The 18,913-nt window shown below is 70.8% G+C and carries 9 protein-coding genes and 2 pseudogenes; 6 read left to right on the top strand and 5 right to left on the bottom strand.

Translation table 11 applies throughout. The annotated features are described in order from the left end of the window. The 5 genes and pseudogenes from ACK59X_RS03030 to ACK59X_RS03010 all read left to right on the top strand — a co-directional run. Positions 1-198, top strand: a pseudogene (locus ACK59X_RS03030) (DUF2242 domain-containing protein); the annotation flags it as partial. 66 nt (positions 199-264) lie between these two features. Then, positions 265-393 (top strand): hypothetical protein, encoded by a 129-nt coding sequence (locus tag ACK59X_RS03025; RefSeq protein WP_409955066.1) that lies wholly within the window; start codon positions 265-267, stop codon positions 391-393. A gap of 95 nt (positions 394-488) precedes the next feature. Next, on the top strand, positions 489-953 hold the full coding sequence (locus ACK59X_RS03020; RefSeq protein ID WP_409955064.1) for a hypothetical protein: 465 nt from the start codon (positions 489-491) through the stop codon (positions 951-953). Between the two features lie 1,061 nt (positions 954-2,014). Next, positions 2,015-3,715 (top strand): ankyrin repeat domain-containing protein, encoded by a 1,701-nt coding sequence (locus ACK59X_RS03015; RefSeq protein ID WP_409955062.1) that lies wholly within the window; start codon positions 2,015-2,017, stop codon positions 3,713-3,715. A gap of 272 nt (positions 3,716-3,987) precedes the next feature. Beyond that, positions 3,988-5,169 (top strand): hypothetical protein, encoded by a 1,182-nt coding sequence (locus ACK59X_RS03010; protein ID WP_409955060.1) that lies wholly within the window; start codon positions 3,988-3,990, stop codon positions 5,167-5,169. A gap of 83 nt (positions 5,170-5,252) precedes the next feature. On the opposite strand, the pseudogene ACK59X_RS03005 reads toward ACK59X_RS03010, so the two are convergent. The 3 genes and pseudogenes from ACK59X_RS03005 to ACK59X_RS02995 all read right to left on the bottom strand — a co-directional run bounded on the left by ACK59X_RS03005 (position 5,253) and on the right by ACK59X_RS02995 (position 15,140). Then, positions 5,253-13,813, bottom strand: a pseudogene (locus ACK59X_RS03005) (GH36-type glycosyl hydrolase domain-containing protein). A gap of 219 nt (positions 13,814-14,032) precedes the next feature. Beyond that, positions 14,033-14,167, bottom strand: a complete 135-nt coding sequence (locus ACK59X_RS03000) for a hypothetical protein (RefSeq protein ID WP_409955058.1) — start codon at positions 14,165-14,167, stop codon at positions 14,033-14,035. Positions 14,168-14,387: 220 nt separating this feature from the next. Then, positions 14,388-15,140, bottom strand: coding sequence for an alpha/beta hydrolase family protein (locus tag ACK59X_RS02995; RefSeq protein ID WP_409955056.1), 753 nt, complete (start codon positions 15,138-15,140; stop codon positions 14,388-14,390). Positions 15,141-15,264: 124 nt separating this feature from the next. Between ACK59X_RS02995 and ACK59X_RS02990 the strand changes: the two genes are divergently transcribed. After that, entirely contained in the window at positions 15,265-16,812 is a 1,548-nt protein-coding gene (locus tag ACK59X_RS02990; protein WP_409955054.1) for a glycine betaine ABC transporter substrate-binding protein, read from the top strand. A 24-nt stretch (positions 16,813-16,836) separates the two neighbouring features. Here the strand turns inward: ACK59X_RS02990 and ACK59X_RS02985 are convergent, their stop codons facing one another. After that, a complete protein-coding gene (locus ACK59X_RS02985) occupies positions 16,837-18,270 on the bottom strand; it encodes a hypothetical protein (RefSeq protein ID WP_409955052.1) in 1,434 nt (477 codons plus the stop codon). A 44-nt stretch (positions 18,271-18,314) separates the two neighbouring features. Further along, positions 18,315-18,815: a type III secretion system chaperone gene (locus ACK59X_RS02980; RefSeq protein ID WP_409955050.1), complete on the bottom strand. Its 501-nt coding sequence runs from the start codon at positions 18,813-18,815 to the stop codon at positions 18,315-18,317. Positions 18,816-18,913: the final 98 nt, after the last annotated feature.

The raw sequence follows: 18,913 nt of genomic DNA, 5'->3' as shown, positions 1-18,913 counted from the left end.
GGGCCGGCCCAGGCCCAGCCCCAGTCGGCCGACACGCCGGTGGACGCCAGCCGCAACACCATGGGCGCACCGGCAGGCGCCACCCCGCCTGCCGCCGGCAGTCCAGCCCAGGCCTCCGGCAGCAGCACCAGCGTTGCGGTGCCCATGCCGGCCACCGCGCCTGCGAGCGAGGTCCCGGCCTCGCCCGCCTCGCGCTGAGCCGGTACGCCATGGGCCCTTGACCACAAACGAGCCACCACCATGCAGACGACGACGATAACGATGATGACGATGATCCCAGCCACCCACCATCCCCATCCCCTGGGGCCGGTGGACCCCGTGCCCGAGCCCCAGCCCGGCAACCCTTTGCCGCCCGAGCCCGTGGGGCCGCACCCCACACCAGCGCCCATGTAGGCTCTGCCGCGCCAGGTGGCCCAGTTGGCAATTGATTGGTTGATCAAACCGGGACTGGGTTGATAGTATGTTTTGATGACGACCCGGTGCACGCCATGCGACTAGTACTTGCCTACCCCGAGGACGCGGACAGCGAAGAAAAAGCCGCGCTGGCAGAGCGCGCCGCGCTCGAGATCTGCGAGGCCGCGCATGTCCACCCGCACATGGCCTGGCACGACTACTCCATGGTCCATTCCGGCCTGAACCTTCCCTCATCGGCCTTCGCCACGGCGGAGATCGCGGGCGCCTTCGTCTGGATCGAGGCCGTTGCCGCGGCGCAGGAGTTCCTGAACCCGCCCCGCGGCGCCAAGGTCGAGATCGACGTGCTCTTCGAGCCCGGGGACGAAACGCCTCCCGTGCAGTTCGGCCCGGGCCGCGCCGTGTTGCGCGACCACCTGTACCTGCAGATGTGCCTGGCGCCGCGGCATTTGGCCAGCGTAGTGCCGACGCCGGTGGATGATGAGGGGTCGGGACCTGTGCCGCTGGGCTCGCGGCAGGAGCTGAGTTTCGAGGGTGGGTGATTGGTTTTTTGGGTCGATGGCTTGCTTCGGTTGTTGTCTTGAGGGCGGAGGCCGGGATGTGCGCCCGGCGGCGCAGTAACTTTCTCTTGGGCCGCCAAGAGAAAGTCACCAAAGAGAAGGCGGCCCCCAGTCTGCGTCCCTCCGCTTCGCTGCGGGCAACCTGCGATGCTCGGATCTGGGGTGGTGCCGCAGAACTCGCTGCGTTCTTCGAACTCCGCTCAAACAGCTGCGGCAAGTCAGATGACGAAGCGTGTGTGTCCTTCGGCACACACGCCCACCCCAGCTCCTGCGCGTCTCGGCGCAGCCAGCAGGGGTTGGGAGCGGGGTCAGGTACGGCTGCTGCTTCGCAGCTACGCCAGGGGTCGGTTACGCGCTGCGCGCTGCCGACGTTTGGGCGTGATCGCTCTGCCCAGGCCAAGCGCAGCGAGGCAGACCGGGCTGAGCGAAGCAATGGCCCGTGTTGGTATCCACCCCCTTCAGACCGTGCCGAGAAGCGCAGGGCCTGGGGTGAGCGCGTGCCGAAGGACACGCGCATCGTGAACTGACTCACCGCGGTTGTTTGAGCGGAGTTCGAAGAACGCAGCGAGTTCCGCGGTGCACCCCAGGACCGAGCATCACAGGCTGCCCCCTCGCCACCGGCGAGGGGGACACGGGCAGCGGGGTCGCCTTTCTTTGGGGTACCTTTCTTTGGCGACGCAAAGAAAGGTACCTCGGCCGCCGGGCCGAGACCCGGCCTCCGCCCTCAATCAAGGCATGCAGTCAACGCCGCGCCGCCACCGGTCACACATCCCAGCGCCCGCACTCAATCAAGGCGTACGGTTCAAAAGAAGCACATCCCACCACATACGCACGCCACCCAACATCAGCTAACATCCCATCCGCGGTTGCAAGCCGCCCCCGGGCCCGCGGAAAGGGTTGAACCCACTTGCAAGAAGGCAGCGAACGCTGGACGGACCAGGAACGGATCCGCCCGCACTGCCTTCCAACCACACGCGCATCCACCACCTTTTGTGCAGCCGGATCTGCGGGCCATCGGCACCTGATGCACGGAGGTAATCTTCATGACGACCACGCCCTACGGCAAGCGCCTTCCCGCCCGGCCCGACATCGGCCACCTCAAGAAACAGGCCAAGGACCTCCTGGCCTCGTACCGCAGCAACGACACTGCCGCCTTCCACCGGTTCCGCACCGCCCTGCCCGCCGCAACCGGTAAGGACGACGCCACCCTCGCCGCCCAGGGCCTGCGCCTGCACGATGCCCAGTCGTGCATCGCGCGCGAGTACGGTTTTGCCTCCTGGGCCGAGCTGCAGGCCTTTGTCGCAGCGCGCCGCGCCGTGCTGGACGGCGACCCGGCCCAGGCCGTGCTGCACTGGCTGGGCCTGGTGTATGCGGGCGATATCTCCGGCGGCATGAACCGCGCCCGGCCCGCGGTGGCCATGCGCCTGCTGCAGGACAACCCGGCCCTGCTGGCCAAAGATGAACCCTACCTCGCCTGCGCCGTGGGCGACGAGGCCGTGCTGCGCCATGCCACCGAGCGCGACCCCGACTGGGTGCACCGCGCGGGCGGCCCGCTGCGGCTGCCGCCGCTGGTGGCCGTCACGCACTCGGGGCTGCTGCAGCTGCCGGCCTACCGCGAGCGGCTGCTGGGCTGCGCGCGCTACCTGCTGGCCGCCGGGGCCTCGCCCGACCAGGCGGTGGGCAACCGCTGGCCCCCGGCCTCGCTGCAGGCGCCCGACGAGGCGCACCCGCTCTCGGCCCTGTACGGCGCCGCCGGCTGCAACCACGACCCCGAACTCACGCAGCTGCTGCTCGATGCCGGCGCCCGCCCCGACGACAACGAATCGCTCTACCACTCGCTGGACAACCCCGCATGCACCCGGCTGCTGCTCGAAGCCGGCGCGCGCATCACCGGCCCCCACGCCATGGTCCGCGTGCTCGACCTCGATGACCTCGCCACCCTGCAGCTGCTGCTGGCCCATGGCGGCGATGCCAACGAGCAGCCCGCCAGCGCGCCCAGCTCCGACTGGGGCTCGCTGCTGCTGTGGGCCATCCGCCGGCGCCGCTCGACCGCGCACATCGCGGCCCTGCTGGCCGCTGGCGCCCGGCCCGATGCGCGCATGCAGGACGGCACGCCCGCCCACACCATGGCCCTGCGCTACGGCCTGACCGAGGTGGCGCAGCTGCTGCAAAACGCCACCGCCCAAACGGATGGCCATCGCCATGCACCGCTGGCACCGGACGAAGCCTTCATCGCCGCCTGCGCACGCGGCGACGAGGCGGCAGCCCGCACCCTGCAGGCCGCGCACCCCGGCATCCTCGGCAGGCTGGCCCCTGCCCAACTGCGGCTGCTGCCCGAGCTCGCGGCCCAGGGCTGCAGCGAGGCGGTGCGCACCATGGTCAGGCTGGGCTGGCCCATCGAGGAGCGTGGCGGCGACTGGGACGCCTCGGCCCTGAACCAGGCCGTGTTCCGCGGCGACGCGGCGCTTGCCCGCTTTCTGCTCGAACAGGGCGCCGACTGGCGCGCCCTGCACGGCTTTGGCGACAATGTGAGCGGTACGCTCTCGTGGGCCTCGCTCAACGAGCCCACGCCGGGCGGCGACTGGGTCGGCTGCGCCCAGGCCCTGGTGGCGCATGGCATGCCCGGTGCACGGCCCGACCCCGAGGCCACGGAAGACGGCGCGGTGCTGCTGGGCGGGCGCCGCAGCAGGTTCTCCGAAGAGGTGGCGGACTGCCTTCTGGGCCTGTATGCCCCCCCGGGCTGACCACGGACGGGACGAAGCCGGGCGAGCCGCCCCATTGTCAGCAGCTGTGCACCCTGTGTCAGGTTGCGACGGCCCCGCACGCATGTACCCCGGGGCATGCCCCGTGCCCGTTACCTGCGCTTGCAGCCTGCCTGCGCGGGCATGGCCTTGAACGGCCTCGTCCTACCGGGCCCGCGCCTGTGTCCCTACCGCGTTGCAGGCACGCCGGTTTCACCATGGAGGACAAGGTGGCGCCTTTCAATGCCACCGCCATTCTCTCCAAGGAGCCCCCCATGTCGACCACCCCCGCCTTCCGTTCTTCGCGCCGCACCCTCGCGGCCCCGCTGCTCGCCGCCTCGGTGCTTGCGCTCGGTGCACCGCAGCTCGCCCAGGCCCAGGGCTTTGGCAGTGCCAGCCCGGCCACGCCCTCGGTCGTGACCATCGGCAACCCGGCCACGCCCAGCACCTCCGCCACGCCGACAACCGCCACCATGCAGAGCAGCAACAGCAGCATCGGCAACACCACCGTGCCAGGCAACATCCCCAGCGGCATTCCCAGCAGCGGCAATGTGGGCAACGCCAGCACCAGCACCTCCAACATCCCGGGCAGCGTGACCAGCAGCACCAGCAGCACCCCCACGACGAGCACCGGGAACATCCCCAGCACCCCCACTTCCACGGCGACAGCCACCACGCCCAGCAGCAACAGCAGCATCGGCAACACCAGCATCCCCGGCAATATTCCGAGCAGCATACCGAGCAGCACCATCGGTACCCCGGCCAGCACCAACACCAGCACCTCCGGCATCCCTGGCAGCACGGGCACTACCGCCACCGGCAATACCTCGACGACAGGCACGCCCACGGGCAACACCGGCACAACCGGAACCACCACCGGTGGCGTGACCGGCACCACGGCTACGGGGGCGACCCCAGGGAACACGGCCGGCAACAGCACGGGCAACACCGCCACCCCGGGCAATGCCACGGGCACGACCGGCACTGCGGGCACCGGCACCGCCCCCGGCACGAGCAGCGGGGTCGGCTCCAGCAACGGGGGCACAGGCCCCGGCAGCGTGAGCGGTGTCCCTTCCGGCACGGGTTCGGGTGGCAGCACCAGTGCTGGCGCGCCCGGTAGCGCCGCCGGTGCAGCCGCCCCTGGTACGGCATCAGCCGGTGTCGGTACGGGCCCAGGCCCTGGCACCGCGGGCAGCAGCCCTGGCGTGGGCGCCAGCAGCGGCGGCGCGGGCGCAAGCGCTGGAGCAGGTGCCGGTGTCGGTGCCGGCTCCTCAGGTGCGGGCGTAGGGGCTGGCGCTTCGGGTGCCGGCGCAGGTGCGGGCGGCGCTGGCCCCGGTTCCGGGGCCGGACCTGGCGCTGCCGGCGCAGGCGCCTCTGGCGGCCCCGGTGCGGGTGCGGGTGCAGGTGCAGGTGCAGGTGCAGGTGCAGGTGTAGGCGCCGGTGCAGGTGCTCGCTGATCGCACTCTTCAGCGCGGCGGGCCAACGCCCGCCGGGCCCATGCACGCACCCGATGCAGACGGGGTGTTCCCCGCCCTGGCGCTCAACCTCGCTGCAGCGCAATGCGCAAGTGGTGCTCACCCTTGGCCAACTGCACACGCAGGGGCGCCGCGCCGCATACCAAGGCAACCCCATCCAACTGCGCTGAGGCCACCACAGCCGCAGCCCCCTGCGGGCCCGTGGCAGTGACTTCGATGGTATAGATGGCGCCTGACAGAGTGATGCGCGCCTCGAAGCCCGGCCATTGGGCAGGCATGCACGGGTCGATCACCAGCACCTGGCCCTCGCGCCGTATGCCCAGAATGCTTTCCACCCCGGCCCTGTACATCCATCCCGCAGCCCCTGTGTACCAGGTCCAGCCGCCGCGTCCGGTGTGCGGGGCCACGGAGTAGACGTCAGCCGCCACCACATAGGGCTCCACCCGGTAGCGCGCAGTCTCGTCGGGCGTGCGCGCGTGGTTGATGGGGTTGACCAACGCAAACAGCCCGTGCGCCCTGGTGCCAGCTTGTGGCTCATTGCGCAATTGGGCCAAGGCCATGATGGCCCACATGGCCGCATGGCTGTACTGCCCACCGTTCTCGCGCAAACCGGGCGGGTATCCCTTGATGTAGCCCGGGTCGTGCGGCGTGGTGTTGAACGGCGGCGTGAACAGCAGGGCCAGGCCCTCCTGCGGCAGCACCAGCTTGTCGCCCAGTGAGGCCATGGCGATCAGCGCCCTTGCCGGGTCGGCCGCGCCCGAGAGCACTGCCCACGACTGGGCGATGGAATCGATGCGGCACTCCTGCCCCTCGTGCGTGCCCAGCCAGGTGCCATCGTCGAAAGTGGCGCGCCGGTACCAGGCGCCGTCCCAGGCCTCGCGCTCCAGGGCAGCGCGCACCGATTCGGCATGCATGCGCCAGCGCGCAGCACAGTCGGGGTCGCGGGCATCCGCCAGCGGCGCCATCAGCGCCACCGTGCGCACCAGCAACCAGCCCAGCCACACGCTCTGGCCACGGCCCTCCTGGCCTACGCGGTTCATGCCGTCGTTCCAGTCGCCCGTTCCCATGAGCGGCAGGCCCAGGTCGCCCGTCAACTCCATGGCCTGGTCCAATGCCCGAGCGCAGTGCTCGAACAGGGTGGCCGATGCATCCGCTGCCATGGGCTGGAAGAAGGCGTCGTGCTCACCGGACTGCAGCGGTGGCCCGTCCAGGAATGGGATGGACTCGTCCAGCACCGTCTCGTCACCAGATACCTGCACATAGCTGGCGGCGGCAAACGCCAGCCACACCCGGTCGTCCGAGATGCGCGTACGCACGCCCTGGCCCGTGTGCGGCAGCCACCAGTGCTGCACGTCGCCCTCGGCAAACTGCCGGCCTGCGGCGCGCAGCAGGTGCGCGCGCGTCTCCTCGGGGCGGGCAAAGGCCAGCGCCATGCCGTCCTGCAATTGGTCGCGAAAACCGTAGGCCCCGCTGGCCTGGTAGAAGGCCGAGCGGGCCCAGACGCGGCAAGCCTGCGTCTGGTACAGCAGCCAGCCGTTGAGCAGGATGTCCATGGCGCGGTCGGGCGTGCGCACCTGCACGGCGCCCAGCAGGCTGCGCCAATGCTGCGCCACCTCCTGCAGCACTCCGTCCACGTCGAGCAGGCGGTAGCGGGCCACCAGGGCCAGGCTTTCGGCGGCCGATCCACACTGCCCGATGAAGCCCGTCACCTGTCTGGTTTCTCCGGGCTGCAGAATGAGCGTGCACTGCAGCGCCGCGCAGGGGTCGCGCCCCGCACCACCGCCGCCAGAGAGCGTTGCGTTGCCCCGCAGCGCAGCAGGATTCGCCAGGCTGCCATGCCGCCCCAGAAACTCCGTGCGGTCGCTCGTCCAGGAGGTCTGTTGCCCGCCCAGGTCGGCAAAGGCCACGCGGCTGGCAAACGCCGTGCTCCAGGGGTTGCGTGCCAGCAGCACGCCGGTGTCCGCATCGCGCTCTGCCAGCACGAACGGGGCCGATGCCCCGCGCGAGGTGCCCAGCACCCATTCGGCATACAGCGTCACGGTGATCTGCCGCGCCTGCGACGTGCGGTTGTGCAGGGGCAGGCGCGACACCTTGACCGGGTCGGCGATGGGCACGAACTGCAGCAGTTCGAGCGCGATGCCATGGGCCTCGTGCAGGAAACGGCTGTAGCCGTGCCCATGGCGCGCCGTGTAGGTCCCATTGCCGCGCATGGGCTGCGCCGTCGGGCTCCACAGCTGGCCGCTGGCATCGTCGCGCACGAAGAAGGCCTCGCCCGCCGGGTCGCTCACCGGGTCATTGGACCAGGGCGTGAGCTGGTTCTCGCGGCTGTTGCCGGCCCAGGTGTAGCCGCTGCCGTCGGCCGACACATGGAAGCCGAAGCCCTGGTTGGCGATCACGTTGATCCAGGGCGCGGGCGTGGTGGCCCCGCCGCGCAGGATGGTCACGTACTCCGTGCCATCCTTGTCGAAACCGCCCAGGCCGTTGAAGAACTCGAGCCCGGTGGTGTCCGGCGCCGGGGCCGGTTCGTGCTGCGGCTGCGGTGTCGGCACAGGTGCTGGCCTGGCCACCGGTTCGGGCACCTCCGCGGGCATCAGTGCCAGTTGCTGGGTGATGGGGCCGCGCCGCGCCACCAGCGCCACGCGGGCGATGGACTGCAGCAGCGCGCGCGAAGTCGCCTCCATGAGGTCGGCGCGCAGCGTGTGCACCACGCCGTGCGCCAGCGATTCGCCCAGCCGTGGCCGCGACTGGCTGCTGCGCACGGCAGTCTCGATGGCGATCTGCAGGTCCTGCACGTAGGACGACGCACGCTCGTTGATCACCACCAGGTCCACGCCCAGGCGCTTCATGCGCCAGTACTCGTGGGCCTGCAGCAGCTGGTGCAGCTGGGCGATGTCCTCGATGTCGTCGATGCGCAGCAGCACGATGGGCAGGTCGCCCGAGATGCCGTGCTGCCACAGTCCCGACTGCGGCCCTGCCCCGCGCGCGATGGCATCGGCCGGCGCGCGAAAGCGCGCATCGGCATACAGGATGGGCGCCGCCAGGCGCTGGAAGTCCGCCGCGGCATCGGCGCCCACGCCGATATGGCGCAGCTGCACCTGGGCCTGGGTCCAGGCCAGGGTGCGCGCGCGCTCGAAGGCGCTGCGGTCGTGGTGCTGGTCCACCAGGTCCAGCAGCGCCTCGCGCGTGGGCGCCACCAGGGTCCAGAAGGCCACGCGGGCCATCTGGCCGGGGGCGATGCGCACGCGCTGGCGCAGCGCGAATACCGGGTCCAGCACGGTGCCCACGGTGTTGGACAGCGCACCGCCGCCATGCACCGCCAGCGCATTGCGCGCGGTGCGGCCCCGGCCCAGGAACAGGCCGCGGTCGGTCTCGTACTGCGCTGGGGCCGTCACCGTGCCCTCCACCACCGCGAAGTGTGCGGCCCACACCCCCGCCTCGCCCGGGCTGCGCGCACGGCGCGTGGCCAGCAGCGCGCCAAACTCGGGCAGGTACTCGGTCTGCACGAACATCTTGGAGAACGCCGGGTGGGCATTGTCGGCCGCAGGCGGGGCCAGCACCAGCTCGGCGTACGAGGTCAGGTCGATCTCGCGCGCACGCGGGCCGGTGTTGACCAGGGTGACCTGGCGCACCTCGCCATCGGCCTCGGCCGACACGATCACCTCGGTGGTGGTGGTCATGCTGCCGTCGTGGCGGGTGAAGGCCGCGTGGTCTTCGGCAAACGCCACCTCGTAGCTGTCGGCCGCGCGGCCAGAGGGCTCCGCCGCCGCGGACCAGGTGCGGCCGCTGTGCGCGTCGCGCAGGTAGACGTGCGAGCCCCAGTCCTCGCTGGTGGCGTCCTCGCGCCAGCGGGTCACCGCTAGGTCGCGCCAGCGGCTGTAGCCGGTGCCGGCCGCCGTGAGCATGACGGCATAGCGCCCGTTGGACAGCAGGTGCGTGGCCGGCGCGCCCGCACCCGGCGCCCCCATGCGCCGCACGGCATGCACGTCGTCGCGCACGTCGGCAGGGCCGGTCTGCGTCTCTTCGGCGCGCGGGTGGGCCACGGCCACCAGGCGCGGCATGCGCTCCTGCAGCAGCAGCTCGCAGGCCTGCACCATGGGCTCGCGGTGAAAGCGCTCGCGCATCTGCCCGCCATGCAGCGTGTTGGCAATGGCCACGATGGTCATGCCCTGGTGGTGCGCCATGTAGTTGCGAACGATGGCCACGGCCTGGCCCTCCGGCAGGCGGCTGCGGGTGAAGTCCAGCGCCTCGTAAAAGCCATGCTGCCCCAGGGCACCGAGCTGCGCCAGCCGCGCGAAGTTGTGCCCGGCCGCGGTGGCATCCACCATGCACGCCAGGCCCGTGGCGTAGGGGCGATCACCAGGTTCTCGGCCAGCCCGCGCTTGAGACCCAGGCCCGGCACGCCGAAGTTGGAGTACTGGTAAGTGAATTCCAGGTCGCGCGCGTTGTAGGCCGACTCGGAGATGCCCCACGGTATGCCCTGCAGCGCGCCATAGGCCATCTGCCGCTGCACCACCAGGGTGTTGGTCTGCTCCAGCAGGCTGCCCGCGGGTGCGCGCATCACCAGGGATGGCATCAGGTACTCGAACATCGAGCCCGACCACGACACCAGCGCCGAGCCCTTGCCCACCGGGATCGCCGTGCGCCCCAGGCGGAACCAGTGGCGCGTCTCCACGTCGCCCTTGGCGATGGCGAACAGGCTGGCCAGCCGGGCTTCGGACGCCAGCAGGTCGTAGCAGTTGGCGTCGAGCCGGTTTTCCACCGCCGCGTAGCCGATGGACAGCAGCTTGCGATCGGGGTCGAGCAGAAAGCCGAAATCCATGCCCAGCGCCAGCGCGCGTGCGGTGCCGGCCAGCGCTTGCCAGCGCGCGTCGAGCGTGGGCGCATCGGCAGCGGCCTGCAGGTCACGGCCCTGCTCGGCGATCCGTGCGCGCACGGCGCCGGCCCAGAACCACAGGGCATCACCTTCGCCACTGCCCGCTGGCACCACGATGTCCTGCGCCTCCTTCAGCGCCTTGTCGGCCAGGCGCTGCAATGCGGGCAGGCCCATCTCCACGTTGCCCCCCGCCACCGCGGTGTCGATCTCGGCCAGCATCGCCAGCAGGCGCCGGCCCTGCGCGCCCTGCGCCGCAGGCACGCCCTGCACCGCCTCGCGCGCCAGCGCTAGGGCATCGCCCAGGCCCTGCACCCAGGTGGCGGGCAGCGGCGCGTGCACCCATCCCTCGCAGGCATTGGCCAGCGCGATCAGGTGGCCGGCCAGGTTGCCGCTGTCCACCGACGACACATAGGCCGGCGCCAGCACCTGTGCCGTGCCAGTGTCGTACCAGTTGTAGAAATGGCCCCGGTGGCGTGCCAGTGCGCCCATGCTGGCCAGCGTGGCCTCCAGCCGCTCGGCGGTCTGCACGGCACCGGCCCAACCGAAGTCGCGCGCCGCCACGGCCGACAGCAGGTACAGCCCCATGTTGGTGGGCGAGGTGCGGCGCGCCACCACGGGTTTGGGGTCCTCCGGGAAGTTGTCGGGCGGCAGGGGGTGCTCGGCCGCGGTGACGAAGGTCTCGAAGAAACGCCAGGTGCGCCGCGCGATGCGCCGCAGGGCCAGCGCGTTGTCCACCGCAGGCGCGCTTTGCGGCGCGGGTGCGGAGCGGCGGCTCGAGCGCCAGGCCAGGGCCGGTGCCGCCAGCCACAAGGCCAGCAAAGGCAGTACCAGGGGCTGCGATGCCGGTGCCAACACCGCGGTGCCAGCGGCCAGCACCGTGGCCAGCAGCAGGCCACCGGCCATCAGCCGGTAAAAGCCCGCAGGCCCCGGGCGCGGCTTGGTGGCCGACTGCGCGGCGGTCTTCCACTCCAGCATCTGCCGGTGCGTGGCATACAGCCGCACCAGCGCCCGCACGATGGCGTCCACCGCTCGCCAGGCATGGTCGGGCCGCAGCGCGATGGCGGCCCCGGTCTGCAGCTCCGCCACGCGAACATCAGACGCCAGCAGGCGCAGGTGGCTGGCCACGCGGATGCCGGGGCGGCTGGCCCACAGCTCGGCCATGCCCGGCAGAAAGGCCGGCACGCCCAGCGCCGCCAGCACCAGCAGCACGCCCCAGGGCGCCTGCGGCCAGGGCAGCGCGCAGCACAGCACCAAGGTCAGCAGGCCGGCCGGGGCCAGCAGCGAGCGGCGCAGGTTGTCCAGCATCTTCCAGCGGCCCAGGGCAGGCAAGGCAGTGCCCTGGTGGCGCCGGCCCAGCACCCAGGGCAGCAGTTGCCAGTCGCCGCGCGTCCAGCGGTGCTGGCGCTGCACAGCCACGTCGTAGCGCGCAGGAAAGTCCTCGACCACCTCCACGTCCGACGCCAGCCCGGCCCGCGCCAGCACGCCCTCGAACAGGTCGTGGCTGAGCAGCGTGTTCTCGGGCACGCGCCCGGCCAGCGCAGCCTCGAAGGAGTCCACGTCGTAGATGCCCTTGCCGGTGTACGAGCCCTCGCCGAACAGGTCCTGGTACACGTCCGACACCGCGGCAGCATACGGGTCCATGCCGCCCGGGCCCGAGGTCAACCGCTGGTACAGCGAGCCTTCGAGCCCCATGGGCAGTGCCGGCGTCACGCGCGGCTGCAGGATGGCATGGCCGCCCACCACGCGCTGCGCGGCCGGGCTGAAGGTCGGCTGGTTCAGCGGATGGGCCATCTTGCCGATCAGGCGCATCGCGGCATCGCGCGGCAGTCGGGTGTCGGCGTCGAGCGTGATGACGTAGCGCACGCCGGGCAGGATGTCGGGCTGTTCTCGCCCGCCCAGCGCCATGAAGCTGGTGTCCGTGGCGCCGCGCAGCAGGCGGTTGAGCTCGTGCAGCTTGCCGCGCTTGCGCTCCCAGCCCATGAAGCAGCCCTCGCCGGCATTGAAGCGGCGGTGCCGGTGCAGCAGGTAAAAGCGCTGGCCGCCCGGCGCCGGGCCGTGCCGCAGGTTCAACGCGGCGATTGCCTCCTGCGCCACGGCGATCAGGTGGGCGTCGCTGGCCACCACCTCGGTGGCCGCGTCCAGCCCGTCGGACAGCAGCGCGAACGACAGGTCGCCCCCCGCGCCCGCCAAGTGGTGCACCTCCAGGCTCTCGATATGGGCGCGCAGGTCTGCCTCGCTGGTCAGCAGCGTAGGCACCACCACCAGGGTGCGCAGCCCCGCGGGCACACCATCGTCCAGCGCCAGCCCCGGCAGCCCCACCGCGCCGAAGCGCCGGCTGACGCGCCGGTTGACGAGCACGCTGGCCACCTCGGTGGCGGGCAGAAACCCGGCCAGCGCCAGCGCCACCAGCCAGCCCGGGTGCGTGCCGTGCACGCCGGCCCACCACAGCGCCGCCCCCAGCAGCAGCACGGCCAGGCCCATGATGGCGCCAATGTAGCCGCGCACGCCCAGGCCCACCTGCCAGCGGTTGAAGCGAAAGCCCCAGTGCGGCTTGAAGCCGATGGCCTGCTCCAGCGCAGGCCGGCCTTCGGCCACCAGGTGGTAGCCGGGGTCGCTGGCACGCGCGGGGCCGGTGCCTGTGCCCTGGGCGGCCGCGGCCGCCTGCGCACTGGCCAGGGCCTGCTCGGCAATCGCCAGCTCGGTCCAGTCGGAGCCGCGCGCCAGCTGCTCGATGGCGCTGCGGTAGAGGTTGCGCGTGGCAAAGTCCATGGCTGCGAAGCCGCTGCCACCCCGCAGGCGCGCGTCCACCAGGCCCATGCCCTCGACCAGGTCGGCCCAGTCGATGTCGGACATCAGCCGCATGCTGGTGATCACGTTGCGCACGCTCACGTTGGAAGCGCCCTGGCGCTGCTGTGCATGCTCGATCACCAGGCCCACGCTGGCGCCCTGCAGTTCAAGCCGCTCCTCCAGCCACTGCAGCGCAGGGGTGGTACGCGGATCCTGGTCGCGCAGGCGCTTGGCCAGTTGCGCGGCAAACAGCTCTGACAGCGGGCCATGGGCGCGCGTGCCGATGTCCCCCACCAGGGCCGAGTAGGCGCTGCCTGACGCGAGCAGGCGGTCGGCCAGCGCCTGCGCATCGGCGCGGTCGGCCCGGCCGGCCGTGATCTGGTCGGCCAGGCGGCGCAGGTTCTCCACCAGCACGATGCGCAAGGTGATAGCCACCGCCCACAGCTCGCTGATCATCAGCGGCTGCACCTGCTGGTAGGCGGCGATGAAGCGGCGCAGCGCCAACGGGTCGAAGTGGCTGTCGGTGTGCGCCACAAAGGCCCAGGCAATGCCGAAGACGCGCGGGTAGCCGGCAAATGGCCCCTGCGCCAGCTTGGGCAGCTGGCGGTAGTAGCCCGGTGGCAGGTCGACGCGGATCTCGCGGATCTGCTCTTCCACCACGTGGTAGTTGTCCAGCAGCCAGTCGGCCGCGGGCACCACGCTGGACCCCGACGCCAATTCCGCGGCGCTGGCCCGGTAGGCGGCCAGCAGCTGGCTGGCATTGGCGCGCAGGCGCCGGTGCAGTGACGGTACCAGCGGCGGCCGCAGGCTCACCTGCTGGGCGGCGGCCAGGCTGCGCGCGTGCTGCTCCAGGCGCTCCATGCCGAACAGTTCCTCGCGCACGGGGGCGGTGCCATTCCACGGCGGCGCGGCAGCGCCCCGCACGACATGGGAAAGGGAAGACAACAGGGCATCGACAACAAGCATGGGCGCCTTTCGGGGCACCCCGGGGCCGCGTTGTGCCTCGTGATCTGCCCGCTGCAGGAGAAAGGGCGGACGGGCCAGGCCGTCCGCGTCGAAGGAGAGAGGTGCCTGCGTGGGACGACGCTGGCGGGCCAGCGCGCTCGCGCAAGGCCGTGAACGCTGCACGCTGTGCTCAGGCGTGGCGCCTCAAGCAGCGGTACAGCTGGTGTCCGGTGGTGGAGATCAGCCCTTCTTGCCTGCGCGCGGCGGCGGCGCGGCACCGGGCTTGGCGGGGGCCATGGGGTCTGCCACCGCTACCGGCTTCTGCTTGGGCTTCTTCGGTTCCTTGTTGCCGCGTTTCTGTTCTTTTCCTGCCATGAAAGGCTCCTTCGCTTGGAACACGCCCCGTGGATTGGCGGGCGCAATGGTCTCAGCCACCCGGCGCCAGGCGCGGATGGGGCGTTCAAGCACTCACCGGCACCCTCATGGAAGGCGCCAACAGATGCATGGAGGAAGGGAAAAGGTCTGCAGAACGCAGGCGTCCAGCGGCGGGACGTGATTTGAGCGGCAGTTCTTCGACACCACCAGGTGGGGGCGGTCAACGCAGTTGCAAGGTACCGGCAGCAACAAAAGGGAGCGAGCCTTGCGGTGGCCCTTCCTGCCGCCTTCCACGCAGCCAGGCGACCACGATGGCGTGGTAGGTGTGCCGCCAGCGGGCCTGCGACAGCGCGTGGTCGGCGTCCAGCAGCATGTGCCGCACCAGGCTGCGCGCGTTGCCGAAGGCCCAGGCATAGCTGTCGATCACCGGGCGCGGCACCACTTCGTCGTGTTCGGACTGCACCAGCAGCACATCGCCCTTGAAGGCGGCGCAGGCAGCCAGTGCACGGTTGCCCTCGGGCGTGTGCACGGTGTGGCGGTAGGCATCCACCTTGCGCCGGTCCAGGTCTTCCTTGGCGGTCAGCCAGTCTGCATCGGGGTAGATGGCGGGCGAGCGCAGCACCAGCCAGTCGAACGGGTACAGGCCTGCCAGCAAGGCTGCCATGTAGCCGCCATAGCTGAAACCCAGCACGCCCATGCCATCGGGCCGGGCCTGCGCATGCAGCACCTGGTAGTCGCGCAGGGCCTGGCGCAGGCTGTCCTCCCGGGTCACGGCGGCGCGCTCGGCTGCGGGCCAGTCCGCATCGGGCAGGTCGGCGCGGCGGCATGCCCAGCCGTCTGTGGCCAAGTCCTCGCCCAGCATGTCGTACTGGGCCCGGCCATCGTCGTCCCAGCCCGGCAGCACCAGCAAGGCAGGCCGCTGCAGCCCGGCTACCGCGGTGCTTGCAGGGGGCAGGAGGGTGGTGGTGTCCATGCCCGCATGGTGTGCGCGCGTGCCCTGCCTGGCCTGTCAGCGGCGCGGCATTGTGCGTGTCGGACACCCCAGCCACCCGCGAGCCACGTCCGCGCCGCCGCAAAAGCAGCGCAGAATGGCCCCGATGCATCCATCCTTCCCTCTGCGCTCCCTGGCAGCCACGCTCGCCATCCTCATCGCCGGCGCACTGGCATCGCCACTGCAGGCAGCCCCGCAAAGCCTGGCTGTGGGCTCCAAGCGCTTCACCGAGAGCTACATCCTGGGCGAGGTCATCACCCAGGCCGCGCGCCAGGGCGGCGCCGCGGCCGAGCACCGCCAGGGCCTGGGCAACACCGCCGTGGTGGTCGAGGCGCTCAAGACCGGCGCCATCGACATCTACCCCGAGTACCTGGGCACCGTGGAGCGCGAGATCCTCAAGCTGCCCACCGGCTCGCCCCAGGCCCTCATCGACCAGAAGCTGCGCGACCTGGGCCTGGCCATGGGCGTGCCGCTGGGCTTTGCCAACGGCTATGCGCTGGCCGCCAGCGCCGAGGTGGCGCGCCAGCATGGTCTCACCACCCTGGGCGACCTGCGCAAGGCACCTGACCTGCGCATCGCCATCTCGCAGGAATTCTTGGGCCGCGAGGACGGCTGGCCCGGGCTTTCCAGGCGCTACCAGCTGCCGCAGCGCCCCACTTCCATCGACCATGGCCTGTCGTACCAGGCCCTCGCTTCGCAGCGCATCGACCTGACCGACATCTACACCACGGACGCGCGCATCGCCGACCTGGGCCTGGTCACGCTGCAGGACAACGAGAACTACTTCCCGCGCTACGACGCGGTGCTGCTCTACCGTGCCGACCTGCCCACGCGCGCGCCCGCGGCCTGGCAGCAGATCGCAGCGCTCGAAGGCCGCATCGACGTCACGCGCATGATCGCCATGAACGCCCAGGCCGAGCTGCAGGGCCAGGCGTTCCCGGCCATTGCGGCCGGCTTCCTGGCCGGCGCCAAGCCCGCATCGGCTCCCGCCGCCCAGGCCAGCACAGCCGCGCCGCAGGCCCGCCCTTCCCTGTCCAGCGCCATCTTCGGCGGCGATTTCTGGCGCCTCACGCGCGACCACCTGTGGCTGGTGGCCGTGTCCGTGGGCATCGCGGTGCTCATCGGCATACCGCTGGGCACCCTTGCGGCTGCGCGGGCCGTGCTGGGCCAGGGCATCCTGGGCATCGTCGGGCTGCTGCAGACCGTGCCTTCGCTGGCCCTGCTGGCCGCGCTGATACCTCTGCTGGGCCGCATCGGCACCGTGCCGGCCATGGTGGCGCTCAGCCTGTATGCCCTGCTGCCCATCGTGCGCAACACTGCCGTGGGCCTGCAGCAGGTGCCGCAGGGCACGCGCCAGGCTGCCGTGGCCCTGGGCATGACGCCCGCGCAAAGCTGGCGCCTGGTGCTGCTGCCGCTGGCCCTGCCGGTGATCGTGGCCGGCATCAAGACCGCCACGGTGATGACCGTGGGCACGGCCACCATTGCCGCCTTCATCGGCGCAGGCGGCTACGGCGAGCGCATCGCGCAGGGGCTGGCGCTCAACGACGGCACCACCTTGCTGGCAGGGGCGATTCCCTCGGCTGGTCTGGCGGTGCTCCTGCAAGTGGCGTTCGAGCTGGCCGAGCGGCTGATGCGGCGCCAGGGCGCGGGGTAGGCGCGGTACGCCGCTTCGCCGCCACTACTGATTGGGCTGCTGGTACAAGGGCCCGAAACTGGGCTTCATCGCCGTACCGTTCTTGCGTGCCAGCACCTCGGGCGCCATGTCCCTGGCAGCGTCATCCAGGGCTTTCATGATCTGCACGGCCTGCACCAGGGTCTTGGGGTCGCCCGTGCGTTCAGCGGTGCGAAAGAGAGCAAAGGCTTCGGGCAAACCCTTTTGCTTCTCGAGCAGTTCGGCGTGGGCGGTGCGGCTGGCGTCGTAGCCGGTGCTGTCGGCCAGGCCTTCGATGATTTCCGCGACTTCGTTCTTCACCAGGGTCAGCATGATGAACTGCTGTTCGGGGTCGGTTGCTGCGCGGTATTGCGCGAGCAAAGGCTCGAGGGATTCAAGGATGCTGCTGGCCAGCGCTGACTGCGCGGCGGCCTTGCTGGCGTCATACTGTTTTTCCACGGTCTTTGGATTCTCGCCGGGCTGGGGGGCGGGCCGCGATCCGAGGGGCTCCAGGTGGAAGGCCTCCAGCGCATGGTCGAGGATGGGGCCACTCAGGCTTCCCGCGGCCTCGCCGAGCACGTCGGCAATGCCGGACACGTCCTTGGCAGTTGCGAGCGCTGTCAGCCGCCGCTCCTCGGTGTGGTGCAAGGCAGCGGTGGATGAGCCGGCGCGCTGGTTTTCCAGCGCGTCGCCCAGAAAGAAGTTGCCCTTGCAGGTAAACAGGAGGTTGTTGAGATTTTTCGCAATGCCCAGGGCACGCTGCCCGGGGTCTTTTCCGGTCGGCACCTGGTCCATCACGGTGGCGAGTTCTTCCAGGGTGTCGTAATTTTCCTGATCGGTCGAAGCGGCGCGCAGCACGGCATGCACGGCGGACTGCATGGTTTCGTACGCCACCACGTGGCGCAGGTCCTGGGCCTGGCCATCGCCGTCCTTGCGCGAGATGGACTTGCCGTTGAGCGGGGTATCCCACTTGGGACGAGCCACCTTGTCGCACAGCGCCTCGGTGACGGGTCTGGCCTTGGAGGGCTCGCCACGGGAGCTGGCCAGGGATGCGTGCATCGCCCAGCGCAGCTCCGCATCCGCGTTCGCACTGCCGAACTCCCCCGACTTGTCCAGGGACGGGCGCTTGCGGCGCGGGCCTTCTGCAATGTCGCTGCCGGGGGTGTTGCTGTAACCGTCGCCCTCGTGGCTGCGCTTCATCCCTCTCTGGGCGGGCAAGCCATCATCGTCGTCCGGCAATTCGGGAAAGTCCTGGGGCAGGTGTATCACCATGCCCACATCCCCGCCCGACCCGCCCAGCCAGGGCTCGGCAAGGTCGCCCCCGGTCTGCGGCCCGGGCATGTTGTGCGGCAGATTGCCCAGCGTGAACAGGCCGGGCATGCCCTGCGGCGGCCCGCCCTGCGGGGGCCCCAGCGGCGCGATGAAGGGATGGTTGCCGATGGACGAGAAGGGGGTGGACATGGGCGATGCTTCCTCGAATGGCGTGGGTTCGTGGGTCCGTAGGCTCAGGCCCGCCAGTCCATGAACTGGCCGGGCAGCGCAGGCGCCTGCACCGCGGCGGCAGTGCCTGCGGTGGCGGCGGCCGCCCCGGTCTGTGGGCCAAGTAGCTGCTGCGTGAGCGGCGCGGCGCGCGCGGCCAGGTTGGTGACGATGTTGGCGAGCACGGTGCGATCCAGCCCGGCCAGGGGCGTGCGGTAGCACAGGTACAGGCTGCCGTCGCCGTTGGGATGGGCGGCCACGGCGGCGCCGTCGCCCGCTGCCAGGAACATGTTGTACTGCAGCGCGGCCATCAGCGCGGCATGGCGCGGGGGCGGGTCGTGCGGCAGCACGCCCAGGCCGGTGCTGAAGACGGCGTGGCGGCCATGCGCAGGCACGTCCACGACCACGCTGGCACCGGCCGCGCCAAGCACGCCCCGGCCATCGGGCGTGAGAGCGAACGCGGCATCGCCGACCAGGGCGCGCAACTCGGCCTCAATGTGTTGTTGCTCCGGCGTCAGGGATGTCATGCGGTTGGGCTCCAGGGTGGCGGATGGTGCGAGTGGCCAGCCCTGCCGGCGCGACGGAGCCGGCAAGCAGGCAGACGGAATTTGTACACCAGAAGGCC

This window comes from Acidovorax sp. (assembly GCF_046339755.1).
Classification (GTDB): Bacteria; Pseudomonadota; Gammaproteobacteria; order Burkholderiales; family Burkholderiaceae_C; genus Acidovorax.
The sequence above is the reverse complement of the archived record's forward strand: the minus strand, read 5'-3'. Positions and strand labels throughout refer to the sequence as shown.